The organism is Algirhabdus cladophorae (assembly GCF_044772865.1).
In the GTDB taxonomy this organism is placed as follows: Bacteria; Pseudomonadota; Alphaproteobacteria; order Rhodobacterales; family Rhodobacteraceae; genus Algirhabdus; species Algirhabdus cladophorae.
In genome coordinates this window covers 3,113,588-3,134,670 of record NZ_CP173029.1, presented here as the reverse complement: position 1 = coordinate 3,134,670, position 21,083 = coordinate 3,113,588, and the positions used below count along the sequence as shown (strand labels likewise).

General features: G+C 54.5%; 22 protein-coding genes. 14 read left to right on the top strand and 8 right to left on the bottom strand.

All coding sequences use genetic code 11. The features are described from left to right. Positions 1-305 precede the first annotated feature (305 nt). From ACIRQ6_RS15155 to ACIRQ6_RS15120, 8 genes are all read left to right on the top strand, one after another. Positions 306-1,007: a response regulator transcription factor gene (locus ACIRQ6_RS15155; protein WP_420861438.1), complete on the top strand. Its 702-nt coding sequence runs from the start codon at positions 306-308 to the stop codon at positions 1,005-1,007. Next, on the top strand, positions 1,007-2,740 hold the full coding sequence (locus ACIRQ6_RS15150; protein ID WP_420861437.1) for a sensor N-terminal transmembrane domain-containing protein: 1,734 nt from the start codon (positions 1,007-1,009) through the stop codon (positions 2,738-2,740). Before ACIRQ6_RS15155 ends, ACIRQ6_RS15150 begins: the two co-directional genes overlap by 1 nt. A 12-nt stretch (positions 2,741-2,752) precedes the next feature. Beyond that, a complete protein-coding gene (locus ACIRQ6_RS15145; protein WP_420861436.1) occupies positions 2,753-3,169 on the top strand; it encodes an HPr kinase/phosphorylase in 417 nt (138 codons plus the stop codon). 64 nt (positions 3,170-3,233) lie between these two features. After that, positions 3,234-4,127 (top strand): RNase adapter RapZ, encoded by an 894-nt coding sequence (gene rapZ / locus ACIRQ6_RS15140; protein WP_420861435.1) that lies wholly within the window; start codon positions 3,234-3,236, stop codon positions 4,125-4,127. A 31-nt stretch (positions 4,128-4,158) separates the two neighbouring features. Further along, the gene (locus ACIRQ6_RS15135) at positions 4,159-4,569 is read left to right on the top strand and encodes a PTS sugar transporter subunit IIA (protein WP_420861434.1); all 411 of its coding nucleotides are present in this window, start codon (positions 4,159-4,161) and stop codon (positions 4,567-4,569) included. Next, the gene (locus ACIRQ6_RS15130; RefSeq protein WP_420861433.1) at positions 4,562-4,840 is read left to right on the top strand and encodes an HPr family phosphocarrier protein; all 279 of its coding nucleotides are present in this window, start codon (positions 4,562-4,564) and stop codon (positions 4,838-4,840) included. Before ACIRQ6_RS15135 ends, ACIRQ6_RS15130 begins: the two co-directional genes overlap by 8 nt. Before the next feature lie 74 nt (positions 4,841-4,914). After that, the gene (locus ACIRQ6_RS15125) at positions 4,915-5,754 is read left to right on the top strand and encodes a lysophospholipid acyltransferase family protein (protein WP_420861432.1); all 840 of its coding nucleotides are present in this window, start codon (positions 4,915-4,917) and stop codon (positions 5,752-5,754) included. 321 nt (positions 5,755-6,075) lie between these two features. Beyond that, positions 6,076-6,480, top strand: coding sequence for a hypothetical protein (locus tag ACIRQ6_RS15120; protein WP_420860304.1), 405 nt, complete (start codon positions 6,076-6,078; stop codon positions 6,478-6,480). Between the two features lie 70 nt (positions 6,481-6,550). Here the strand turns inward: ACIRQ6_RS15120 and ACIRQ6_RS15115 are convergent, their stop codons facing one another. Then, the gene (locus ACIRQ6_RS15115) at positions 6,551-7,426 is read right to left on the bottom strand and encodes a 3-hydroxybutyryl-CoA dehydrogenase (protein ID WP_420861431.1); all 876 of its coding nucleotides are present in this window, start codon (positions 7,424-7,426) and stop codon (positions 6,551-6,553) included. 158 nt (positions 7,427-7,584) lie between these two features. On the opposite strand from ACIRQ6_RS15115, the gene ACIRQ6_RS15110 reads away from it, so the two are divergent. Then, positions 7,585-8,424: a DUF6473 family protein gene (locus tag ACIRQ6_RS15110; protein ID WP_420861430.1), complete on the top strand. Its 840-nt coding sequence runs from the start codon at positions 7,585-7,587 to the stop codon at positions 8,422-8,424. 57 nt (positions 8,425-8,481) lie between these two features. On the opposite strand, the gene ACIRQ6_RS15105 is transcribed toward ACIRQ6_RS15110, so the two are convergent. The 6 genes from ACIRQ6_RS15105 to ACIRQ6_RS15080 all read right to left on the bottom strand — a co-directional run bounded on the left by ACIRQ6_RS15105 (position 8,482) and on the right by ACIRQ6_RS15080 (position 12,659). Then, positions 8,482-9,411 (bottom strand): electron transfer flavoprotein subunit alpha/FixB family protein, encoded by a 930-nt coding sequence (locus tag ACIRQ6_RS15105; RefSeq protein ID WP_420861429.1) that lies wholly within the window; start codon positions 9,409-9,411, stop codon positions 8,482-8,484. Further along, the gene (locus ACIRQ6_RS15100; protein WP_420861428.1) at positions 9,411-10,169 is read right to left on the bottom strand and encodes an electron transfer flavoprotein subunit beta/FixA family protein; all 759 of its coding nucleotides are present in this window, start codon (positions 10,167-10,169) and stop codon (positions 9,411-9,413) included. Before ACIRQ6_RS15100 ends, ACIRQ6_RS15105 begins: the two co-directional genes overlap by 1 nt. Positions 10,170-10,358: 189 nt before the next feature. Next, positions 10,359-10,931 carry a cob(I)yrinic acid a,c-diamide adenosyltransferase gene (locus tag ACIRQ6_RS15095; RefSeq protein WP_420861427.1) on the bottom strand — a complete coding sequence of 191 codons (573 nt, stop codon included), beginning with the start codon at positions 10,929-10,931 and terminating at the stop codon, positions 10,359-10,361. Between the two features lie 3 nt (positions 10,932-10,934). Next, entirely contained in the window at positions 10,935-11,144 is a 210-nt protein-coding gene (locus ACIRQ6_RS15090) for a twin transmembrane helix small protein (protein ID WP_420861426.1), read from the bottom strand. A gap of 69 nt (positions 11,145-11,213) precedes the next feature. Continuing rightward, positions 11,214-12,038 (bottom strand): SDR family NAD(P)-dependent oxidoreductase, encoded by an 825-nt coding sequence (locus tag ACIRQ6_RS15085; RefSeq protein WP_420861425.1) that lies wholly within the window; start codon positions 12,036-12,038, stop codon positions 11,214-11,216. A 66-nt stretch (positions 12,039-12,104) separates the two neighbouring features. Further along, a complete protein-coding gene (locus ACIRQ6_RS15080) occupies positions 12,105-12,659 on the bottom strand; it encodes an SH3 domain-containing protein (protein ID WP_420861424.1) in 555 nt (184 codons plus the stop codon). Between the two features lie 150 nt (positions 12,660-12,809). Between ACIRQ6_RS15080 and ACIRQ6_RS15075 the strand changes: the two genes are divergently transcribed. The 3 genes from ACIRQ6_RS15075 (at position 12,810) to ACIRQ6_RS15065 (ending at position 17,562) form a co-directional block, all read left to right on the top strand. Next, positions 12,810-15,116 carry a DNA topoisomerase IV subunit A gene (locus ACIRQ6_RS15075; RefSeq protein WP_420861423.1) on the top strand — a complete coding sequence of 769 codons (2,307 nt, stop codon included), beginning with the start codon at positions 12,810-12,812 and terminating at the stop codon, positions 15,114-15,116. 103 nt (positions 15,117-15,219) lie between these two features. Beyond that, positions 15,220-16,443 carry a DUF898 family protein gene (locus tag ACIRQ6_RS15070; protein WP_420861422.1) on the top strand — a complete coding sequence of 408 codons (1,224 nt, stop codon included), beginning with the start codon at positions 15,220-15,222 and terminating at the stop codon, positions 16,441-16,443. Between the two features lie 3 nt (positions 16,444-16,446). Beyond that, positions 16,447-17,562 (top strand): M48 family metallopeptidase, encoded by a 1,116-nt coding sequence (locus ACIRQ6_RS15065; RefSeq protein ID WP_420861421.1) that lies wholly within the window; start codon positions 16,447-16,449, stop codon positions 17,560-17,562. Here ACIRQ6_RS15065 and ACIRQ6_RS15060 read toward each other — a convergent pair. Then, positions 17,559-18,935: a cytochrome P450 gene (locus ACIRQ6_RS15060; RefSeq protein ID WP_420861420.1), complete on the bottom strand. Its 1,377-nt coding sequence runs from the start codon at positions 18,933-18,935 to the stop codon at positions 17,559-17,561. The two genes, ACIRQ6_RS15065 and ACIRQ6_RS15060, sit on opposite strands and share 4 nt — an antisense overlap. A 126-nt stretch (positions 18,936-19,061) precedes the next feature. Here ACIRQ6_RS15060 and ACIRQ6_RS15055 point away from each other — a divergent pair, with 126 nt between their 5' ends. Both ACIRQ6_RS15055 and tuf read left to right on the top strand, forming a co-directional pair. Further along, positions 19,062-19,595, top strand: a complete 534-nt coding sequence (locus ACIRQ6_RS15055) for a hypothetical protein (RefSeq protein ID WP_420861419.1) — start codon at positions 19,062-19,064, stop codon at positions 19,593-19,595. Positions 19,596-19,712: 117 nt separating this feature from the next. Then, a complete protein-coding gene (gene tuf, locus ACIRQ6_RS15050) occupies positions 19,713-20,888 on the top strand; it encodes an elongation factor Tu (protein ID WP_420861269.1) in 1,176 nt (391 codons plus the stop codon). Positions 20,889-21,083: the final 195 nt, after the last annotated feature.

Sequence of the window (21,083 nt, the reverse complement as noted above, 5' to 3'; positions counted from 1 at the left end):
AAAATAAGTCGGCTCCCTTTGCTGTGATCAACTCTTAACATGTTGAAAATAAGGCTGAACAGGTCAGTTCCGCACAGTTAGCGCAACCACTAAAGTGTTAGCGCAACCAAATGATCAAACTTTGACGCATTTACCTGTGACCTCCCCAAAATTGGCGAGTTGATTAAATATTCATGACAATGAGTCAGTGATTTTGGCGTGAATCAACCGTGAAAACTATTGATTCGGCGTCTGAAACAGACGACAAGTAACTAATGGTCAATATAAGGCCAATATAATCGATGCAGTGCAAAAGGACATAAATTATGTCAAAAATAGCTTTAGTTGACGACGACAGGAACATTCTGACATCAGTTTCGATGACCCTTGAGGCGGAAGGTTTCGAGGTCGAAACATATAATGACGGCCAATCCGCCCTCGATGCGTTTAACAAAAAACTGCCGGACATGGCCGTGTTGGACATCAAGATGCCCCGCATGGACGGCATGGATCTGCTGCAGCGCCTGCGTCAGAAGACGTCGATGCCAGTGATTTTCCTGACCTCCAAAGATGATGAAATCGATGAGGTTCTTGGCCTGCGCATGGGCGCCGACGATTATGTCAAAAAACCCTTCAGCCAACGGTTGCTGGTAGAACGGATCCGGGCGCTTTTGCGTCGTCAGGATGCTTTGGATGGCGCTGAAATCGCGGAAACCGAAGAGACTAAGATCATGGAACGCGGCGAATTGCGGATGGATCCGCTGCGACACGCGGTGTCTTGGAAGGGCAAAGATGTCTCGCTGACCGTGACTGAATTTTTGCTGTTGCAGGCTTTGGCGCAGCGTCCTGGCTTTGTTAAAAGCCGCGATCAGCTGATGGATGTGGCCTACGACGATCAGGTCTACGTTGATGACCGTACAATCGACAGCCACATCAAGCGTCTGCGCAAAAAGATGCGCACGGCCGATGATGACTTTTCGGCGATTGAGACCCTTTATGGCATTGGCTACCGGTACAACGAGGACTGATGACAATCGCCCCGAAAATTGACGTCCGAAGTTTAAAATCAGTCCGCCAAGCCGAAGTGGTTTTGGGGGACGATTTTGTTGCACCGGAGTCGACGGGCGATACAGATGTGCAGGACCGTCGTGCGCGGCGCAGCCTTATTTCGGTCAACCGCTCGCCATTGGCGCGCAAGATCATCACCTTTAATCTGCTGGCCTTGGTCGTTCTGGTGGCGGGGGTTTTGTACCTAAACCCCTCGCGTGACAATCTAGCGTATCAGCGTGCGGCCTCCTTGGTTGGCGAGGCTGAGCTGATTGCAGATGTGTTCGAGGCGCAATTGCCACAGGGCGCGCCAGTAAATCTGGCGGCCTCTGACGGCATTGATCCCACCGTAGCACTTGCCAATTTGGATTTGCGCAGCGCGTTGGATGTCTATGTTTTCGAACCTAACGCTACATTGGTCGCCTCAACTCTGGGCGCTGAACGGGCTGGCACGCTACAGATCAACGGCTTGGCCAACGACAGGCGCAGCACCTTTATTACGGATCTGTTGAACACCGGCTGGGAAGGTCTTGCCAGTATCTTTGCGCCCAAAAACACCGAAGGCGCCACCAATGATACCTCCCAGTTTCAGGCCGCTCAGCTGGTTGAGGCAACTTTAGGCGGCACCACTCAGGTCGATACCGGCAAGGATGATAAAGGCGCCACGATATTTACCGTGGCGACCCCGATCCAACACAATGGCGCTGTTGTGGGGGTTATCGCCCTCACTTCTGCAGCAGGTGAAATCGATGAATTGGTGCGATTTGAACGCGAACAAGTGTTGCAAATGTTTGTCATTGCCCTGCTTGTGTCCATTGGGCTGAGCCTTGTTTTGGCGTCAACCATCGCTAATCCATTGTCGGATCTTGCCACTGCGGCTGAACTTGGGCGTGACAAAAATGCGCGCAAAGTCAGTCCTTCGCGGATCCGCATCCCTGACCTCACCGCGCGGCCCGATGAGATTGGACGCTTGTCCGGGGCCTTGCGTGGTATGGTTGGTGCACTCTATGAACGCATCGAAAGCAACGAACAATTCGCCGCTGATGTGGCCCATGAGATCAAGAACCCATTGGCCAGCCTGCGATCGGCGGTTGGCACGATGCGCGTCGCCAAGCGCGACGACCAGCGCGAAAAGCTGTTGGATGTTATTGAACATGACGTACGCCGTTTGGACCGTTTGGTCAGTGACATCTCGAATGCGTCCAGACTGGACAGTGAGCTGGTCAAAGAGGAAGAGGAAAGCTTTGACCTATTGGGTATGCTCTCCAACATCACTGAATTTCTGGGTGAAGAAGCCAAAGCAAAGGGCGTCGATTTCATCACCGATATGCCTGCCGAACCGGTCATTATTGATGGTCTCGAGGCGCGGCTTGCACAGGTTTTTGTCAATCTTATCACCAATGCCACGTCCTTTTGCGATGAAGGTGATGCGATCCGCGTTTGGGCCCGCAAGCGCGAAAATCGCGTGCTGATTGTTGTTGAGGACACAGGCCCCGGTATCCCTGATCAAGCTCTGACAAAAGTATTCAAACGCTTTTATTCCGAACGTCCTGTGGGGCAGTTTGGGAATAATTCGGGCCTCGGTCTGGCGATTTCCAAGCAGATTGTCGAGGCACATGGCGGCGTTATCTGGGCCGAAAACATTCGGCCGACCGAAGCTGACATGACCTCTGATCCCCTGGGCGCCCGCTTTGTTGTGGGTCTACCCGTTTAGCGTGGCAAAGACATGGGGCGCTTGATCCACGCCACATGTGTCAGCTTGTCCGGGCATGGCCTGTTGATCCAAGGAAAATCGGGCAGCGGAAAATCCAACCTGGCCCTGCAATTGATCGCCTTGGGCTGCGATCTGGTTGCAGACGATCAAACGTTGATAGAGATCCAGAACGAACAGTTGTCTGCGTCGGCCCCGGCCCCCATTAAGGGCCAGATAGAGGCACGCGGCGTCGGTATATTGGCGTGCCAGACCGTGGACAGGACAGCCGTCAAAGCGATCGTCGATTTAGACCAGACTGAGGATGATCGCCTTCCGCCGCTGCGCATGACGCAATTGGATGGGTGCGACCTCGCGCTGTTTCACAAATCTGTTCATTGCCATTTCCCTTCTGCACTTTTCCTCTATCTTTCAGGCGAACGAGTGACCTGACGGCACAACTCCCTTATATACGTTGGTGAATAATGGTGGCGTCTCCCGCCGAGGAACTGATGACATGACCCAACAACCCAAGCCAAAATCAGACCTTCCCAGTCAGCGGGTGGTTCTCGTGACGGGCCCCTCTGGTGCGGGCCGCTCGACCGCCATTAACGCCTTAGAAGATCTTGAATATGAGGCCATCGATAACCTGCCGCTGTCGTTGTGTTCCCGGCTGATCACCGGGGACGCCTCTGCGCGCCCCTTGGCTTTGGGTCTGGATGTGCGTAATCGCGATTTTTCGACCCAAGGCGTGTTGGATCTGGTGACCGAATTGTCGGGCCGTGACGATGTGGATGTAGATTTGCTGTATCTTGATTGCGATCCAGAGGTGCTGACGCGCCGCTATTCTGAAACGCGCCGGCGGCATCCCATGGCCCCGGAAGAGGCCCCCATTCAAGGGGTGATGCGTGAAGTGGATCTGCTCAAACCTTTGCGCGCACGTGCCGATAGTTTGCTCGATACATCAAACTTGAGCCCGCATGACCTGAAGGCCGAGATGTGGCGCATTTTTGGAGGAACTGCTGGGGGATTTCTGGCGGTGAGCCTGCACTCCTTTTCGTACAAACGCGGCCTGCCACGCGGCATCGATATGGTCTTTGACTGTCGTTTTTTGCGCAATCCCTATTGGGACGCCAGCCTGCGGGAATTAGACGGGCGCACCGACCAAGTGCAAGACTACGTTGCACAAGACGCGAGATATGCTGGCTTTTTTGATAAGGTTCAGTCAATGGTTGAGTTTTTACTGCCCGCTTACCGTGATGAGGGTAAAACGCATTTCTCCATTGGATTTGGCTGTACGGGTGGCAAACACCGTTCGGTCACTATGACAGAAAAACTTGCGCTGGCCCTTGCGGAACAAGAGTGGCAGGTGTCAATTAGGCACCGAGAATTGGAACGTCAGACCCAGTAGTGGCGTCAGACTTGCGAAAGGTGTTTTCCGCGTGATCGGTGTGGTTATTGTCGCACATGGTGGGTTGGCCAAGGAATACCTGGCCGCCGTTGAACATGTGGTCGGACAGCAAAGCGGAATTGCTGCCATTTCCATCGCTGCAACCCACGACCGCGCCGCGAAGGAAGCCGAAATCTGCGCCGCCGCCGAGGCCGTCGATGCAGGTGACGGCGTTGTCATGGTCACTGACATGTTCGGTGGATCGCCCTCGAATTTGTCTCTGCGGGCCTGTGGCAAAGCCCACCGTAAGATCCTCTACGGCGCAAATCTGCCCATGCTTGTCAAATTGGCCAAGTCGCGCCATCTGTCTGTTGAAAAGGCAGTTCAGGCTGCTGCTGCTGCCGGACGAAAATACCTCGACAGTTACGATCTTAATCCTCAAGAGGAGCCTTCAAATGACTGAGCCGATCATTCAAGAGCTTAAAATTGTCAATATCAAAGGCCTGCATGCGCGGGCCTCTGCGAAGCTGGTTGAAGTGGTTGAGGACTTTGATGCGGCTTGTGAGGTCGAAAAGGACGGTCTAACCACCAATGGGGACAGCATTATGGGCCTTTTAATGTTGGCAGCGTCGAAGGGAAGTTTTATCAAAGTTAAAACTACGGGGGCGGATGCACAGGATTTAGCAGATGCCGTGGCTGGCCTCGTGGCGAATAAATTTGGTGAAGACGACTAGGATTGATGTCCTAGGCAGATCGGTCAGGCGGGACAGTGGTAGACACGCAGAACACAACTAGCAGGGTGCCGCAGATGGGTGATCCTGATTTTGTGCCCTATGATAAGCGTCGCTTGTCTTATGCCAACACGTTCACCAATCCCTACAAAGCCAATACAATTCGCACCATGGAATGGATCACGGGCAAGATCCCCTTGCTGCGTCTGATCCGCAGTTTTGAACGCGAGGGCGCACCCCATGGCCAGGCCTTCTGGTCAAAGGCACTGGATCTGATGGGGATTGAGTTGCAAACGCCTGCGGATCAAATCGCAAATATCCCGGCAGACGGCCCTTTGATTATTGTAGCCAATCACCCGCATGGCCTCGTGGACGGGATGGTTTTGGCCGAATTAATTGGCCGTGTGCGCACAGATTACAAAATTTTGACGCGGTCTTTGCTTACGGGTGTGGACGAGATTGCGCAATTCATGATCCCGGTCCCCTTTCCACACGAGGAAAACAGTCAACGCAAGAGCATTGAAATGCGCGCCGAGGCCATGAAGTATCTGCAAGACGGCGGCGTGATTGTGCTATTCCCGTCAGGTGTGGTTGCCACGTCCGAGACATTTTTTGGCGATGCGGTTGAAGCTGAATGGAATCCGTTTACAGCCAAAATGATCCAACGATCTGGTGCCACGGTGGTCCCTATTTATTTTCCTGGCCAGAATTCACGCTGGTATCAGATCGCAAACAAGCTTTCGGCAACCCTACGCCAGGGCTTGTTGATCTACGAAGTGGTGCATGCCCTGAACAAGCCGCAAAAACCTGTGGTCGGTACGGCATTGCCTGCAAATGAAGTGAAAGAATGGTCAACGAATCCACGTGGATTCGTGGCTTGGTTGCGTGAGCAGACCCTTGCGTTGAAGGGCAAATAGCCTTTTTCCTAGTCTGATCCTCCAGAGTCTAAATAAAAATCGCCTCACAAAACATGTGATCCGCGTGGGATCTTGACGCATTTTGCGGGCGATTTTGTAACATTTCACCCGGCGGGCCTTGTTTATAGGGGCGCAAATGGTTTCGCGTCTCACGTCACGGTGATGTGCATATGCGCACAGTACGCGGATATTTCTGCCTGTGTACTGGCACCACTGCAGCCCCTAAATCTAGCTCATCGAACGGCGCACCCTCCCAGCGCCAAACATAAACCCGGTCGTTAACCCTCCCTCAACACGACCACGATATAAGGACCTAGACCTATGAAAAACGTAACAATTTCCGCTCTCGTCATCGCTGCAACAACTGCAATGGCTGCCCCTGCATTCGCAAATGACGCTCTGGCACGCTCGCTGGGCGTCGAGGCTGGCGCCTTTACATCGACCCAACTGGTCGAGTTGAAAAATGCGATCGAAGGCGACGACCACATCCGCGCTGACTTTATCAAAAGCCAAGCTGGCCAAGACGTGAGCTTCTCTACATCCGGCACCGTCGGTGTATCCGACTTCGCCATCGAGACAGCGGCTGACGACGATGACCGTGTGTTGGTAAGTTTCTACAAAGCGCTGAACGCCGGTGAAATCGACGGCCCATCCGCAGTCGCCGCCGAGCGCCAAGCCGCGATCCAAGCCTACCAGATGGCCAACGAAGAAAACCGCGGCTCATAAGCGATCCGTAACCTGAATGAAAAAGGCCCCCTGCAAGACTGCAGGGGGCCTTTTGCGTTTAAGCTTTTCCTCAGCGCGTTGGAATGGGCGTATCGCCCCGATAGTCGTAAAAGCCTCGCTGGCTTTTGCGACCCAACCATCCGGCCTCCACGTATTTCGTCAGCAGCGGACAGGGGCGATATTTGGTATCGGCCAAGCCGTCGTGCAAAACATTCATAATCGCCAAACAAGTGTCCAAACCAATAAAATCGGCCAGTTCCAGAGGGCCCATGGGGTGGTTCGCGCCCAGTTTAAGCGAAGTGTCGATGGACTGGACGTTCCCAACGCCCTCGTAGAGCGTATAGATCGCCTCGTTTATCATCGGCATCAAAATCCGGTTGACGATGAAGGCCGGAAAATCTTCGGCGGTGGCGGCTGTTTTGCCCAACTTTTCTACAACGGCATAGCAGGATTTGAACGTTGGTTCGTCTGTCGCAATGCCACGGATTAACTCAACCAATTGCATGATTGGCACTGGGTTCATGAAGTGGAAGCCCATGAATTTTTCGGGCCGATCTGTTCGAGAAGCCAGCCGCGTGATCGAAATCGACGAGGTGTTTGAGGTCAAGATCGTGTGGGGGGCAAGATGGGGCAGCAAGTCCTCGAAAATCGCAGTTTTTACGGTTTCGCGCTCAGTGGCGGCCTCGATAACCAAGTCGGTTTGACCCAGATCAGGCAGGGCCAATGTGCCCGTGATGCGCGCCAGTGCTGCCTCTTTGGCGTCTTGGGTGATTTTGCCGCGTTGGACCTGACGATCCAAGTTGCCCGAGACAATAAGGCGCCCGCGATCAATGGCGTCTTGGGAGACATCGTTCATCACCACATCGAACCCGGCCAAAGCCATAACATGGGCGATCCCATTGCCCATTTGGCCCGCGCCAACCACACCAATTTTCTGGACATTCATGATGTAGACCCTTTGTTAATCACCTTCAGTGTACGCTTTTGATTAAAGCACCTGCAAGCGATCAAAACGGCGAAAGATTAATCGATAATTTTAACATTAAGAGCTGCGAAAGGTTTTTATGTGATTCTGCTTCCGGGTGAACAGAAGGTGGGTAACCTATGTCCTACGAAAATATGGCCTTTTCGGCCTTAGACTACAAACCGTGCCACTATGGTACATCGAAATTGATGTTTCGCGGACCCGCTCGTTCGGTTGATGGCGACTTCATTGCATTTGTAGGTGGCACAGAAACCTATGGAAAATACGTAGCCGAGCCGTTTTGCGATCAATTGGAACCGCTCTTGGGACATCCCTGTGTGAACCTCGGCGTTTTGCAGGCAGGACCTGACGCGTTCCTCAAGGATTCCGGCGCTATGGCAATCTGTGGCCAAGCCATTTTGACGGTTGTGCAGTTGCCAAATGCAGTCAACCTGTCGAACCGGTTTTATATGGTGCACCCTCGACGAAATGACCGCTTTTTGCGGGCCTCTACGATCCTGCAATCGATCTATCATGACGTAGACTTCACTGACTTTGCCTTTGTCCGGCACATGCTGGAAACACTAAAAGAAACTTCTGCTGAACGCTTTGAAATGGTGGTCGAAGAGATGCAAAAGGCGTGGCTGCATCGCACGCGCCAGTTGCTTGAGGCAATTCAGGGGCCGAAGATTGTCTTTGGGCTGCGAGGCCATCATTTGGAAAGCGACGGCGGCACGAATGCTTTGGGCGCCGAACCTGTCTATGTATCCGAGGAAATGTCTTTTGCGATTGCGCCTTTTGCCGACTCGTTGACCTGGATCACCCCCAGCGCTAAGGCGATTGGTCAAGGCCCAGACGAACTGCAGATACCGGAAGGTGAACAAGAGGCTGCGCGTTTTGTTATGGGCCCTGCTGCCCACCGCGAAGTTGCACGGCAATTGTCTGATCTTATCAAGGTTGCCTTGGATTCCGCAAAGTAGCCAATAAAAAAGGCCCGCTGATGAGGCGGGCCCTTTTAACCGTTTTTCAGATTCGGATCAGGACAGTTTTTCTGTCAATTCGGGAACCGCGTCGAACAAATCCGCAACCAAGCCGTAATCTGCCACTTGGAAAATTGGGGCCTCGTCGTCTTTGTTGATCGCAACGATGACTTTGCTGTCCTTCATGCCAGCCAAGTGCTGGATCGCACCGGAAATACCGACCGCCACATAAAGGTCAGGCGCCACAACTTTACCGGTTTGGCCAACTTGCCAATCGTTGGGCGCGTAGCCACTGTCGACAGCCGCACGGGACGCACCAACAGCCGCACCCAGCGTGTCAGCCAATTTTTCGATCAGCGCAAAGTCGTCTTCGGATCCAACGCCGCGGCCGCCAGACACGACAACCCCAGCAGAGGTCAGTTCTGGACGGTCGCTGGCCGCAACCTTGTCTTCGACCCACTCAGACAGGCCAGAGTTTGCAACTGCAGAGATCGTTTCAACCGAGGCAGAGCCGCCTTCGCCGGCCGCATCAAACGTGGACGTCCGGATCGTAGCCACTTTAGTGGCATCCGCAGATTTCACTGTTTGAACAGCGTTACCAGCATAGATCGGGCGCTCGAATGTGTCGGCGTCGATCACAGCGGTCACTTCAGAGATGATCATCACGTCCAACAGTGCCGCAACACGTGGCAGGATGTTTTTAGACGCCGCCGTCGATGGGGCCACAATGTGCGAGTAGTCACCAGCAAGGGAAATCACCAGATCCGACACTTGTTCGGCCAGATCGTTGCCATAGGCTGCGTCTTGGGCGCATAGCACCTTCGACACACCGTCCAGCTTTGCAGCGGCTTCTGCAGCGGCACCACAGGAGTCACCGGCGCACAGTACGGTCACTTCGCCCATTTGTTTGGCGGCCGTCAGGGCCTTGGCAGTGGCGTCAACCGACAGCTCACCATTCACAACTTCCGCAATGAGAAGAACAGCCATTATACAGCCCCCGCTTCTTTGAGTTTCGCAACCAATTCGTCGACCGAGGCCACTTTGATCCCTGCGGCGCGCGCTTCGGGTTCTGTTGTGCCAGTCACAGCCAAACGCGGCTTAACATCAACGCCGTAATCGGCAGCTGTCTTTTCATCCATAGGCTTTTTCTTGGCCTTCATGATATTTGGCAGCGACGCATAGCGCGGCTCGTTGAGACGCAGGTCAACGGTCACAACTGTTGGCATCTTGACCTTGATGGTCTGCAAACCGCCGTCAACTTCGCGTGTGACAACGGCACTATCGCCTTCGATTGCAACTTCAGAGGCAAATGTTGCCTGAGACCAACCCAGCAACGCCGAAGTCATTTGACCCGTGGCGTTCATGTCGTTGTCGATGGCTTGCTTGCCGCACAGCACAAGGCCGGGGGCCTCTTCGTCGACAATGGCTTTGAGGATTTTTGCAACAGCCAGAGGTTCAATATCCGTATGAACGTCGTCAGCTGCGACAACAAGGATCGCGCGATCTGCGCCCATGGCCAGCGCTGTGCGCAGAGTTTCTTGCGACTGCTTGACGCCGATGGACACGGCGATGACTTCGTCGGCTTGACCTGCTTCTTTCAAACGGATCGCCTGTTCGACGGCAATTTCGTCAAACGGGTTCATAGACATTTTGACATTGGCGAGATCAACACCGCTACCGTCTGCTTTTACGCGGACTTTCACGTTATAGTCGATCACGCGTTTGACGGGTACGAGGACCTTCATCAGCGGTTTCTCCCAAAGAAAAGCGCCACACCGGCGCAACATAATTATTCTTGTGAAGTAGCGAACCTGAGGACCGAAAAATAGGCCAAAATCGACATCATGCCGCTTAGTGACGTCCGGTCCCTGAAAAAATAGGTGTTTTTTTCACCAAATTTCGCCGATTGTGACAATATGGCTCAGAAAGGAACCTTAGCGGTTCGCGCCCGGTACCCATAAAACGTCGTCCAAACCGCCATTATTGGCAATCCGCGAGGCGACAAAGCACCAGTCACTGAGTCGGTTTAGATACTTCACAGCCGCAGGGTTGATCGCCTCCATCGTGGCCAGTTCCACGCTTAGACGTTCGGCACGGCGCGACACGGTCCGACACAGGTGCAGATTAGCGGCCAAGGCAGATCCACCGGGTAAGATAAAGCTGCGCAACGGCTCAAGCGCCTCGTTCATCACGTCAATTTCCGCTTCAAGCCGTTCAACTTGGGCGTCAGACACGCGTAGCGGCGGGTACTCGCTTTCGGCGTCCTTTTCCATGTCGGGGCGGCACAAATCGGCCCCCAGATCAAAAAGGTCATTTTGGATCGCCGCCAGTTGGCTATCCATTTCGCTAGTTGCATGTAAACGGGCAAGGCCGATCGTGGCGTTCGCCTCATCAACGGTGCCATAGGCTGTTACACGCATCGAATGTTTGGCGACCCGTGCACCATTTCCCAACGCGGTCTCGCCGGCGTCGCCAGTTTTCGTGTAGATTTTGTTCAAAACAACCATGGATCAGTTCCCCATCTGCGCGCGGACAAAGACAAAGCCAACGATCAAAACAACGGCCACGGCCTGCGCACCAATGCGGTAGCGCATGATTTTATTGGCGTGCTTTCTGTTGAATTCACCGCCTTTGGCAAAGCCGCCAATACCCACGGCCAAAATGGCCAAAACAACAAGGCAGGCAATCGCTGCGACGATAAAGAGGGGATCATTGGCCATTGGGGCGTCTTTCGTAGTTATAATTTGTCGCTACACAGGTAGCGGCGCCGAGCGAAAAAACCAGTGCTGTTATCCGCGACCCAGCACCTTATCCAACATTCTGGTGGGTAAAAGGCGCTTGAGCGTGCCGACAATATGCGTGGCGGTCGTCACATAATAGCGCGGTCGCGGGTTCGGAGCATTCAGAGCAAGGATCAGTTTGTCCGTCACACTGCGGGGAGGCAATTCAAAGGTGTCTTTGCCGGTGTCCTTGTAAAGCCGGTCTTTCAGAGCCGCATATTGGCTTGCACGGGCGGAGGCGGCCGTATCAATCCATTTCTCAAAATGCGGGATGGAATTCTCGCGAATTTTCGTAGTGATCGGCCCGGGTTCAATCAGGATAACGTGAATTGGTGTATCCTTCATCTCGATCCGGAGGGTGTCGGTCAGCCCCTCAAGCGCATATTTGGTGGAATTATACGCCCCGCGCCAAGGCATAGCGGCAAACCCCAAAACCGAAGAGCACTGGATTATTCGGCCCTTGCCTTGGGCTCGCATTACAGGGATCACGGCGCGGGTCAGAGTGTGATAGCCGAAAAAGTTCGCTTCAAAAATTTGTCGCAGGCCGTTGGTGGGCAAATCTTCGACAGCCCCAGGAATGGCATAGGCCCCATTATTAAACAGCGCATCCAGCGTGCCACCGGTGGCTGTGAGGACTTCTCCCAATCCCTGCTCAATCGTCTCGGGCTTTTCGTAGTCGATCAATGGGCTGTTCAGGCCCTCGGCCTTTAGGCGTGCGCAATCCTCGGGTTTGCGGCAGGCAGCAAAGACCTGCCAGCCGCGATCATGTAACACATGCGCCGCGTCATAGCCGATGCCGCTGGAACATCCGGTGATGAGAATGGATCTGGTCATTGGCAAGCCCCCCAATAAAAAAGGCCCACCACAATTGGCAGGCCTGTCTTCGGTGTAATCGGTGCTTTAGTTCGATGCAACCAACAGGAAGGACGCCATCCAGCCGATTTGCCCATCCAGCATTTCAACTTCCAGCCAGCCATCACCGTTATCAGAAAGGATCGTCGCCTCATCGCCTTGAACCAGCTTGGCCACGATGTCGTAGTCTGTGCCCGGACCCCCACGTACATTGACGCGGGCGGGTTTAACACGGCGGATGTCCAATGCCGGAGTAGGGGCCGCAACCACTGGGGCCACAACTGGTGTGATGTTTGCAATCGCCTCTTCCACCGCTTGATCGATCACGGCTGCGGCTTTTTGGCTATCCACCAATGCGGTTGTATGCAAAGTGGGTGTCACCGCAGCACGGGTTGTCAAAGATGCAAGGACAACTTCGGCCTGAGGCACCGCAGCCTCAATAGGCGCAGGAGTGCTATCTGCAACATCTGTTGGCTCTTGCTTTATCTCAACAGGGGCAAAGATTGCCGCGCGTTGTTGTTCGGGTTCAAATTCGGATCCGCCGCTAAGCTCGTAAAATCCCCAACCCATAAATGCAAAACTGCAGACGATAAATCGCCACATGATAAAACCCTCTTTACTACAGTATTCCCGAGCGGCAGCCCCGACTTGTTAACGTTTAGCACGCAGTTTGGATCCAAGTGAGGGGAAAAATTCCAAAATTTGCGCCTTTGGTTTCTTTACGGGCACAAAGGACACAGGTACACACGATCTATGGCTGATTTGACCGACGACCCCAACATGAGCAGCAAAAACTTGGCCGAGCCGCTGCGCCGGGCCATCGGGGACCGCTATCTGACCTACGCGTTGTCGACAATTATGCACCGTGCGCTGCCGGATGCGCGCGATGGTCTAAAGCCAGTTCATCGTAGGATTCTCTATGCCATGCGCGAGTTGCGACTGGCCTCTGGTGGGGGATTTCGTAAATCCGCCAAGATCAGCGGCGACGTCATGGGCAACTATCACCCCCATGGGGACGCCGCGATTTATGATGCCATGGCCCGCCTCGCACAGGACTTTAACGTGCGCTATCCGCTCGTCGACGGGCAAGGCAACTTTGGCAATATCGACGGTGATAATCCCGCGGCCAGCCGGTACACCGAAGCCCGGATGACTGCCGCCGCTGAGGCGCTGTTGGAAGGTCTGGCTGAAAACGCCGTAGATTACCGTGACAATTATGATGGCACACTGACAGAACCAGTGGTGTTGCCGGCGTCCTTCCCAAACCTGCTGGCCAATGGATCCAGTGGGATTGCTGTGGGCATGGCCACCAATATCCCGCCCCATAATATAGAAGAGCTGTGCAATGCCTGCCTGCATCTGATCAAAGCGCCCAACGCCCGGGATGAGACCCTGCTGGACCATGTGCCCGGCCCGGATTTCCCAACAGGCGGCGTTATCGTTGAGCCGCGTGAAAATATCCTAGAGGCTTACCGAACGGGCCGTGGCAGTTTCCGCCTACGGTGCAAATGGCAGGTCGAGCAACTTGATCGTGGCATGTGGCAAATCGTTGTCACAGAAATCCCCTATCAGGTGCAAAAGTCGAAGCTGATCGAAAAAATCGCCGAAGTGATCCAGACTAAGAAAATCCCGATCCTTGGGGATATTCGGGATGAAAGCGCCGATGATGTGCGCATGGTTCTGGAACCCAAATCCAAAAATGTTGATCCAGATGTGTTGATGAACATGCTCTATCGCAATTCCGATTTGGAAGTGCGCTTTAGCCTGAACATGAACGTGTTGATCGACGGTTTGACGCCCAAGGTTTGTAGCCTCAAAGAAGTACTGCGCGCCTTTTTGGATCATCGCCGCGATGTTCTGATCCGCCGCTCGCAGCACCGCATGGACAAGATTGATCACCGCCTTGAGGTGCTCGAAGGCTTTATCGTGGCCTTCCTCAATCTGGACCGTGTCATCGATATCATCCGCTATGACGACGATCCCAAGGCCGCACTGATCCGCGAAGATTGGTCCATCAGCCATGCCCGCGCCATGGATGAGGCAGACTATAAATCCCCGGCGCTGTCCGATGACGAAGGTCTCAGCGAAGTGCAGGCCGAAGCTATTTTGAACATGCGTTTGCGCAGCCTGCGGCGGCTTGAGGAATTAGAGCTGCTCAAAGAACAAGCCGCCTTGATGGAAGAACGTGCCGGTCTTGAGGACTTGCTGGAAAGCGAGGAGGTGCAGTGGTCCACCATTGCTGAACAGTTGCGCGAGACCCGCAAAAAGTTTGGTCGTGACTACGAGGGTGGGGCGCGGCGCAGCCAATTTGCCGAAGCGGGCGTCGTCGAGGACGTGCCGCTTGAGGCGATGATCGAACGTGAGCCAATCACGGTGGTCTGTTCACAAATGGGCTGGATCCGCGCCATGACCGGCCATATTGATCTGACCCGCGAGCTGAAATTCAAAGACGGTGACGGCCCGCGCTTTATGTTCCACGCCGAAACCACTGATCGGCTGCTGACCTTGGGCAGCAATGGGCGGTTTTACACGATATCGGCCAGCAATCTGCCGGGCGGGCGCGGCATGGGTGAACCCCTGCGTTTGATGGTGGATTTGCCCAATGAAGCAGGCATCGTGGATCTCTTTATCCATCAGCCAGATCGCAAATTGCTATTGGCCAGTTCAGCAGGCGATGGGTTTGTTGTGCCTGAGAATGATGTGATTGCGCAGACCCGGTCCGGCAAACAGGTTCTGAACGTGCGTGATCAAGTCGTGGCCAAAGTCTGCCGTCCTGTGGATGGCGATCATGTGGCCTGCGTCGGTGAAAATCGCAAAGTGCTGTTGTTTGCATTAGAAGAGTTACCCGAAATGGGGCGCGGCAAAGGCGTGCGTTTGCAAAAATACAAAGACGGCGGCCTCTCTGATGCCACGACATTTACCATGGCCGACGGTTTGTCATGGAAAGACCCTGCTGGACGCACCAGAACCGAAACAGAGCTGGCGGAATGGGTCGGCAAACGTGCGGGCACCGGCCGAATGGCCCCCAGAGGGTTTCCAAGGGACAACACCTTTACTTAAACATGGGGTAGTGCCCAAAAAGGAGTAAAGCTTTGCCTTAGTTCCGTCTAAGTTGCGTACAAAACAACTGAAAAGCAAATGTTCGTAACCGAAAGCCATTTATATGAGCCGAGCCGCAAAACGTATCCAAGGTGACTACAACGGGGAAGGCCCCAGCCTTTTCATGCTGTCTATGATCACGGGTCTTCTGACAATTTTGACACTGGGTATTTACCGGTTCTGGGCCAAATCCCGCATCAGACGCTACATTTGGTCCGCCACAGCCCCCAACGGCGATGCGATGGAATATACGGGCACTGGCACGGAAAAGCTGATCGGCTTTTTGATCGCGCTGGTGTTTTTGGCCGTGTACCTTGGGATCATCCAGGTTTTACTAAGTTTCGGCGGCTTCGCCGTTTGGGACACTTTGGGATTGGATCCTGAATCGACGCAGGCCCAGATTGCCCAAGGTGTTGGTGGTCTTGTTTCCTTTGCAGCACTGACGCCGCTGATCCTGTTCGCCCAATATCGCGGCCGTCGTTATATGATGTCGCGCACCCGCTGGCGTGGCCTGCGGTTCGGTATGGATCAAGGCGCTGTGGGGTATGCGTTGCGCGGCGTGCTTTATGGGGCTTTGTCGGTGGTCTCATTGGGTTTGCTGATCCCATTGATGACGTTCAAGCTGGAAAAATACATGACCGACCGAACATGGTATGGCGATGCGCAATTTGAACAAGAAGGCAGCTGGACCGAGCTTTATCGCTCGGCCATCCATGTGATCCTGCCCATTCTGGCCTTTGTTGCTATCGGCGCGCTTGTTGCCGTGACGGGTGATAATGGCTACGGCCTGCTGAGTATCATTGCAGGGATTTGGCTGTTGGTTGGCATTATTTATTACCGCGTTGACAGCTTCCGCCGCATGGCCCGCAACAAAATCGTAGATGATGTGATGACGTTCGAGGCCGACGCCGCAACAGGTAACGTGGTCACAACCTTGATCAAGGGCGGCATTGCTTCCTTTGTCTTGCTCGTTGTCGCCTCTTTGCCCATCGTGATTATCACAATGGGTTTGGAGTTTGACGCTGTCATGAACGACCCCAGCAGCTTTGAACTGACCCCGGTCTGGTTCGCCGGTATCATCATGATCGTTGTCATGTACTTTGTGCTGTTGTTGCTGAGCAATGCCTTCCGACTGGTCTTTATCAGCCAGCCTATCTTGGCCCATTTTGTCGAGACAACGACCCTGCTGAACGGCACTCACCTAGACGAAGTCGCACAACGGGCAAATGATCAGATGCCAGATGCGGAAGGGTTCGCCGATGCTTTGGATATTGGCGGGGCGTTCTAATTCATGGATCTTCGGGATGCTCCGGCGACATTTTTTGATGGCGAAACCGCGCTAAAACAGGACGTTGTCTTGACTGTGCGGGGTCAGGATCTTGAGATAAGCGACGTTGATGGCGGTTTGATCGAGGCCTGGCCGCTGACCAAACTGCGCCGCGTGCGTGACACTGGCACTCGGCGTGCAACGGTTTTGTATCTGCTCAACGATGATCGCGAGGCGCGCCTCAGTTTGCCCCGCATCGAAGACGTGGTTGCCCTTAAAACCCACGCCAGACAGTTGGACGCGCGCCCCTCTGCATGGCCCCAATTTCGCAAAATTGCCCTATGGACAGGGGCGGCCGTCGCTGCGGTCGTGCTGATGATTTTTGTCATCATTCCAAGCCTGTCGAACCAACTGGCCGCAACCATTCCTCCCGCCCGCGAAGAGGCGATCGGCAAAACCGTTTTGGCCCAGATCGAACGGTTCTGGAGCACGGATGTAGAGGGTGGCGATTGGACCTGCGAAACGCCTGACGGGCAAGCCGCCCTTGAGACCATGACACAGCGTATGCTTGGCAGTTTCGAGATCCCCTATGATCTGAAGGTTGCCGTGGTCAAACACGATATGATCAACGCGTTTGCCTTACCGGGCGGGCACGTTGTGATCATGTCAGGCCTCTTGGACAAAGCCGATGCCGCCGAAGAGGTCGCCGGCGTTCTGGCCCATGAACTGGGCCATGTGGCAAACCGTGATCCGATGCGCCTTGCCCTGCGCGCGGCGGGTTCCGCGGGCATCCTGAGCCTGGTGTTGGGGGACGCCACCGGCGGGGCTGCAATTGCGATCATGGCTGATCAATTGGTGAGCGCCAGCCACACCCGCGATGCCGAAGCCGACGCAGATGTCTTTGCCCTCGAACGCATGTCCGAGGCCAATATCTCGCCCGAGGCCTTTGCGGGGTTCTTTGACAAATTGCGGGCGGAATACGGCGACACGCCCAAGGCCTTGGCGCTGTTTGCCAGCCATCCCGATCTGGCAGGACGTGCGGATGCAGCACGCTTGCAAATGCGGTTGGATCAACGATTTGACAAAGTTCTTAGCGCGACTGAATGGCAGGCCCTTAAAGGGATTTGCGACGGCGTCTAGGCCGCAGCTTTGCCTGCCTTAAGATCCTCAATATCCAGCCACAACCCCCCTTCGGGTCGCAGGGTTACAATCATCACTGGCTTTGGGTCATGGCCTTTTATGGCAGTGAATTTGAAACGTCCCAAGAGACTGGCCAGAATAATTACCGCCTCTTGCAAGGCAAAGCTCGCCCCGATGCAAATGCGTGGCCCGTCGCCAAACGGCAGATAGGCGAACCGATCAATCGCTTTTGGATCTGCAAAACGGTCCGGGTCAAAAGCATCAGGATTTTCCCACAACAGCGCATTGCGATGCAGAGCGTAGATCGGCAAAGTCACCGTATCGCCCTTACGCACCTCGCGGTCACACAGCGTATCCGGTGCTTGGGCGGTGCGCGACAAAAATCCCGCAGGCGGGTACAGGCGCAGGGCCTCATCAACGATCTGGCGGATGTATTTCAGCTTGGGCACATCCTCCATCGTCGCCACATCGCGCCCTTGCAAAACAGATTGCGCCTCCGCGCGGGCTTTGTCCTGCACGGCCGGATCAAAGGCACATAAATACAGCGACCACGCCAATGTCAGAGCTGTCGTTTCATGGCCTGCCACAATGAACGTTAGCAGGTTGTCACGTAATTCGGCGGTGTTCATCTGGCGCTTTGTCTTGGGATCCTCGCCTTCCAACAGCAGGTCCAACAGATCAGGCACAGGTCGCGGTCCAACCTCGCGTCGCCGATCAATGGCACCGTCTGCAATCGCGCGCATCTCTTTCATCGAATTGCTGGAAATCAAACGTCCCGGGCGCGGCACCCATGTGGGCACGCCAAGAATATCCATCAGCGACAGTTTGGCTGTTTGGCCCACATAGGCCTCAATCGCGTTATGCACCCCGTCGCGATCAAAGCCTTCGTCGCCAGAAAACGTAACGTCAGAGATCACGTCAAATGTCGTATCCACCATCTCCTGAAACACATCCGCTGCCCTGCCCGAGGCCTGCGCCAAACGTTCGATTGACCGGCCCGCGGCATGGCTCATGATCGGGGCAAGGTTGGCCACATTGCGATGGGTGAACACAGGGGTCGCCGCCCGACGCTGCCAGCGCCAATGCGCCCCTTCAGCAATAAACAGACTGTTGCCGATTGCCGGTTCCAGAATGTTCTTGGTCACATCTGATTTCGGGTAATTATCGACCTCGTCACGCAAAATCCGCTTCAAGGCGCCGGGATCCATCACCATATGCCAGCGCACGATTGCGGTTTTGCCCGACACCATCGGTTGTTTGGTTGCGATGTCTGGAATGATCTCCAATACGTTGCGCCGTGCGGCCACAAGGCTTTGCCAAACACTCATGGGTTCGGTCACTAAAGGCACGCGAACAGGGTAAGCTTGGGTCATTAGCTGCTCCAAAATTGCATGGTTCAAAGATAGGCTTTTCCAAATCAACGGCAAGCGGGCCACCGATTGCGTGATGTCGCAGGCTAGGGTAGTAAAGATGTCACAGCTTTGGGTGGGGAAATTCAAGTGATGTATCGATTGTTGATGGTTTTGGGTCTGCTGGCCCTTGCGGGATGTGGTGCGCCTAAGGAAGACTTAGCGACGCGGCCACTGGTTGATTTGGGTAACTTCCGGATGGGCCACAATATTGTTGTGGGCGAAACAGCACGCCAAATGCCCCCCTCGCGCGGGGCCACAGCCGAAGAATGGAAAACGGCGCTGACAGCGGCCATGGATGACCGTTTTTCGCGCTACGATGGCGAAAAACTGTATCACTTTGGGGTCAGCGTCGATGCCTACACGCTGGCAATCCCCGGTATCCCGATCGTGCTGTCGCCCAAATCGGCTTTGGTGGTCTCGGTGACCGTGTGGGATAATGCCACGCAAACCAAACTGAACGAAGAGGTCGAACAGATCGTCATTTTCGAAAGCCTATCGACCAAAACCGTCACAGGCTCTGGTCTGACACAAAGCAAAGAAGACCAGATCGAAAACCTTGTCAAAAACGCCGCCTTTTCCATTGAAAAATGGATGGTCCAAAACAATGCGTGGTTTCAATAAGGCAGCCTGATCCGTGTCACGACATCTGTGTCTTGATTTTTGATCCAGAACCCCCTATTTGCCCCGCAATAATCATTTGGGGCAGGATGCCCCGTTTTGCACAAAGGCAGCTACGATATGGCTAAGGAAAAGTTTGAACGTTCAAAACCGCACGTAAACATCGGCACGATTGGTCACGTTGACCACGGCAAGACGACGTTGACGGCGGCTATCACGAAGTACTTTGGCGACTTCAAAGCCTATGACCAGATCGACGGCGCACCGGAAGAAAAAGCGCGCGGGATCACCATCTCGACAGCGCACGTAGAGTACGAAACAGAAGCGCGCCACTACGCGCACGTTGACTGCCCCGGCCACGCTGACTACGTCAAAAACATGATCACTGGCGCGGCTCAAATGGACGGCGCGATCTTGGTTGTGAACGCCGCTGACGGCCCTATGCCTCAGACCCGCGAGCACATCTTGCTGGGCCGCCAGGTTGGCATCCCGAAGATGGTCGTGTTCATGAACAAAGTGGACCAGGTTGACGACGAAGAGCTGCTGGAACTGGTTGAAATGGAAATCCGCGAATTGCTGAGCTCCTACGACTACCCAGGCGACGATATTCCAATCGTTGCAGGCTCGGCTTTGGCTGCCATGGAAGGCAACAAACCAGAGATCGGCGAAGAGAAAATCAAAGAGCTGATGGCCGCTGTTGACGAGTACATCCCGACACCAGAGCGTGCTGTGGATCAGCCGTTCCTGATGCCGATCGAAGACGTGTTCTCAATCTCTGGTCGTGGTACTGTTGTGACCGGTCGTGTTGAGCGCGGCGTGATCAACGTTGGCGAAGAGATTGAAATCGTTGGTATCCGTGACACATCCAAGACCACATGTACGGGTGTTGAAATGTTCCGCAAGCTGCTGGATCGCGGTGAAGCTGGCGACAACATCGGTGCGTTGTTGCGTGGTGTTGACCGTGAAGGCGTTGAGCGTGGTCAGGTTCTGTGTAAGCCGGGTTCCGTGAAGCCTCACACCAAGTTCGAAGCCGAAGCCTACATCTTGACCAAAGAAGAAGGCGGTCGTCACACACCGTTCTTTGCCAACTACCGTCCCCAGTTCTACTTCCGGACGACTGACGTGACAGGCACAGTTGAGCTGCCATCGGGCACAGAAATGGTGATGCCAGGCGACAACCTGAAGTTCGACGTAGAACTGATCGCCCCAATCGCCATGGAACAAGGCCTGCGCTTTGCGATCCGCGAAGGCGGCCGCACCGTCGGCGCTGGCGTTGTGTCGAAGATCACCGAGTAATCTTCGGACAACAGGTGAGGAACAGGTGATCGCAAGATCACCAAGCCCCCACCTACGAAAATCTGGGACCACAATCCCACCCCAAAGGCCGCTCCCACCCGAGCGGCCTTTTTGCATCCCCCAAACCAAAAAGCTGAACAATACTCATAAAATTTTAAGGCCTTATCTTCATGTTGTGCGCAGTGTTACGCACAA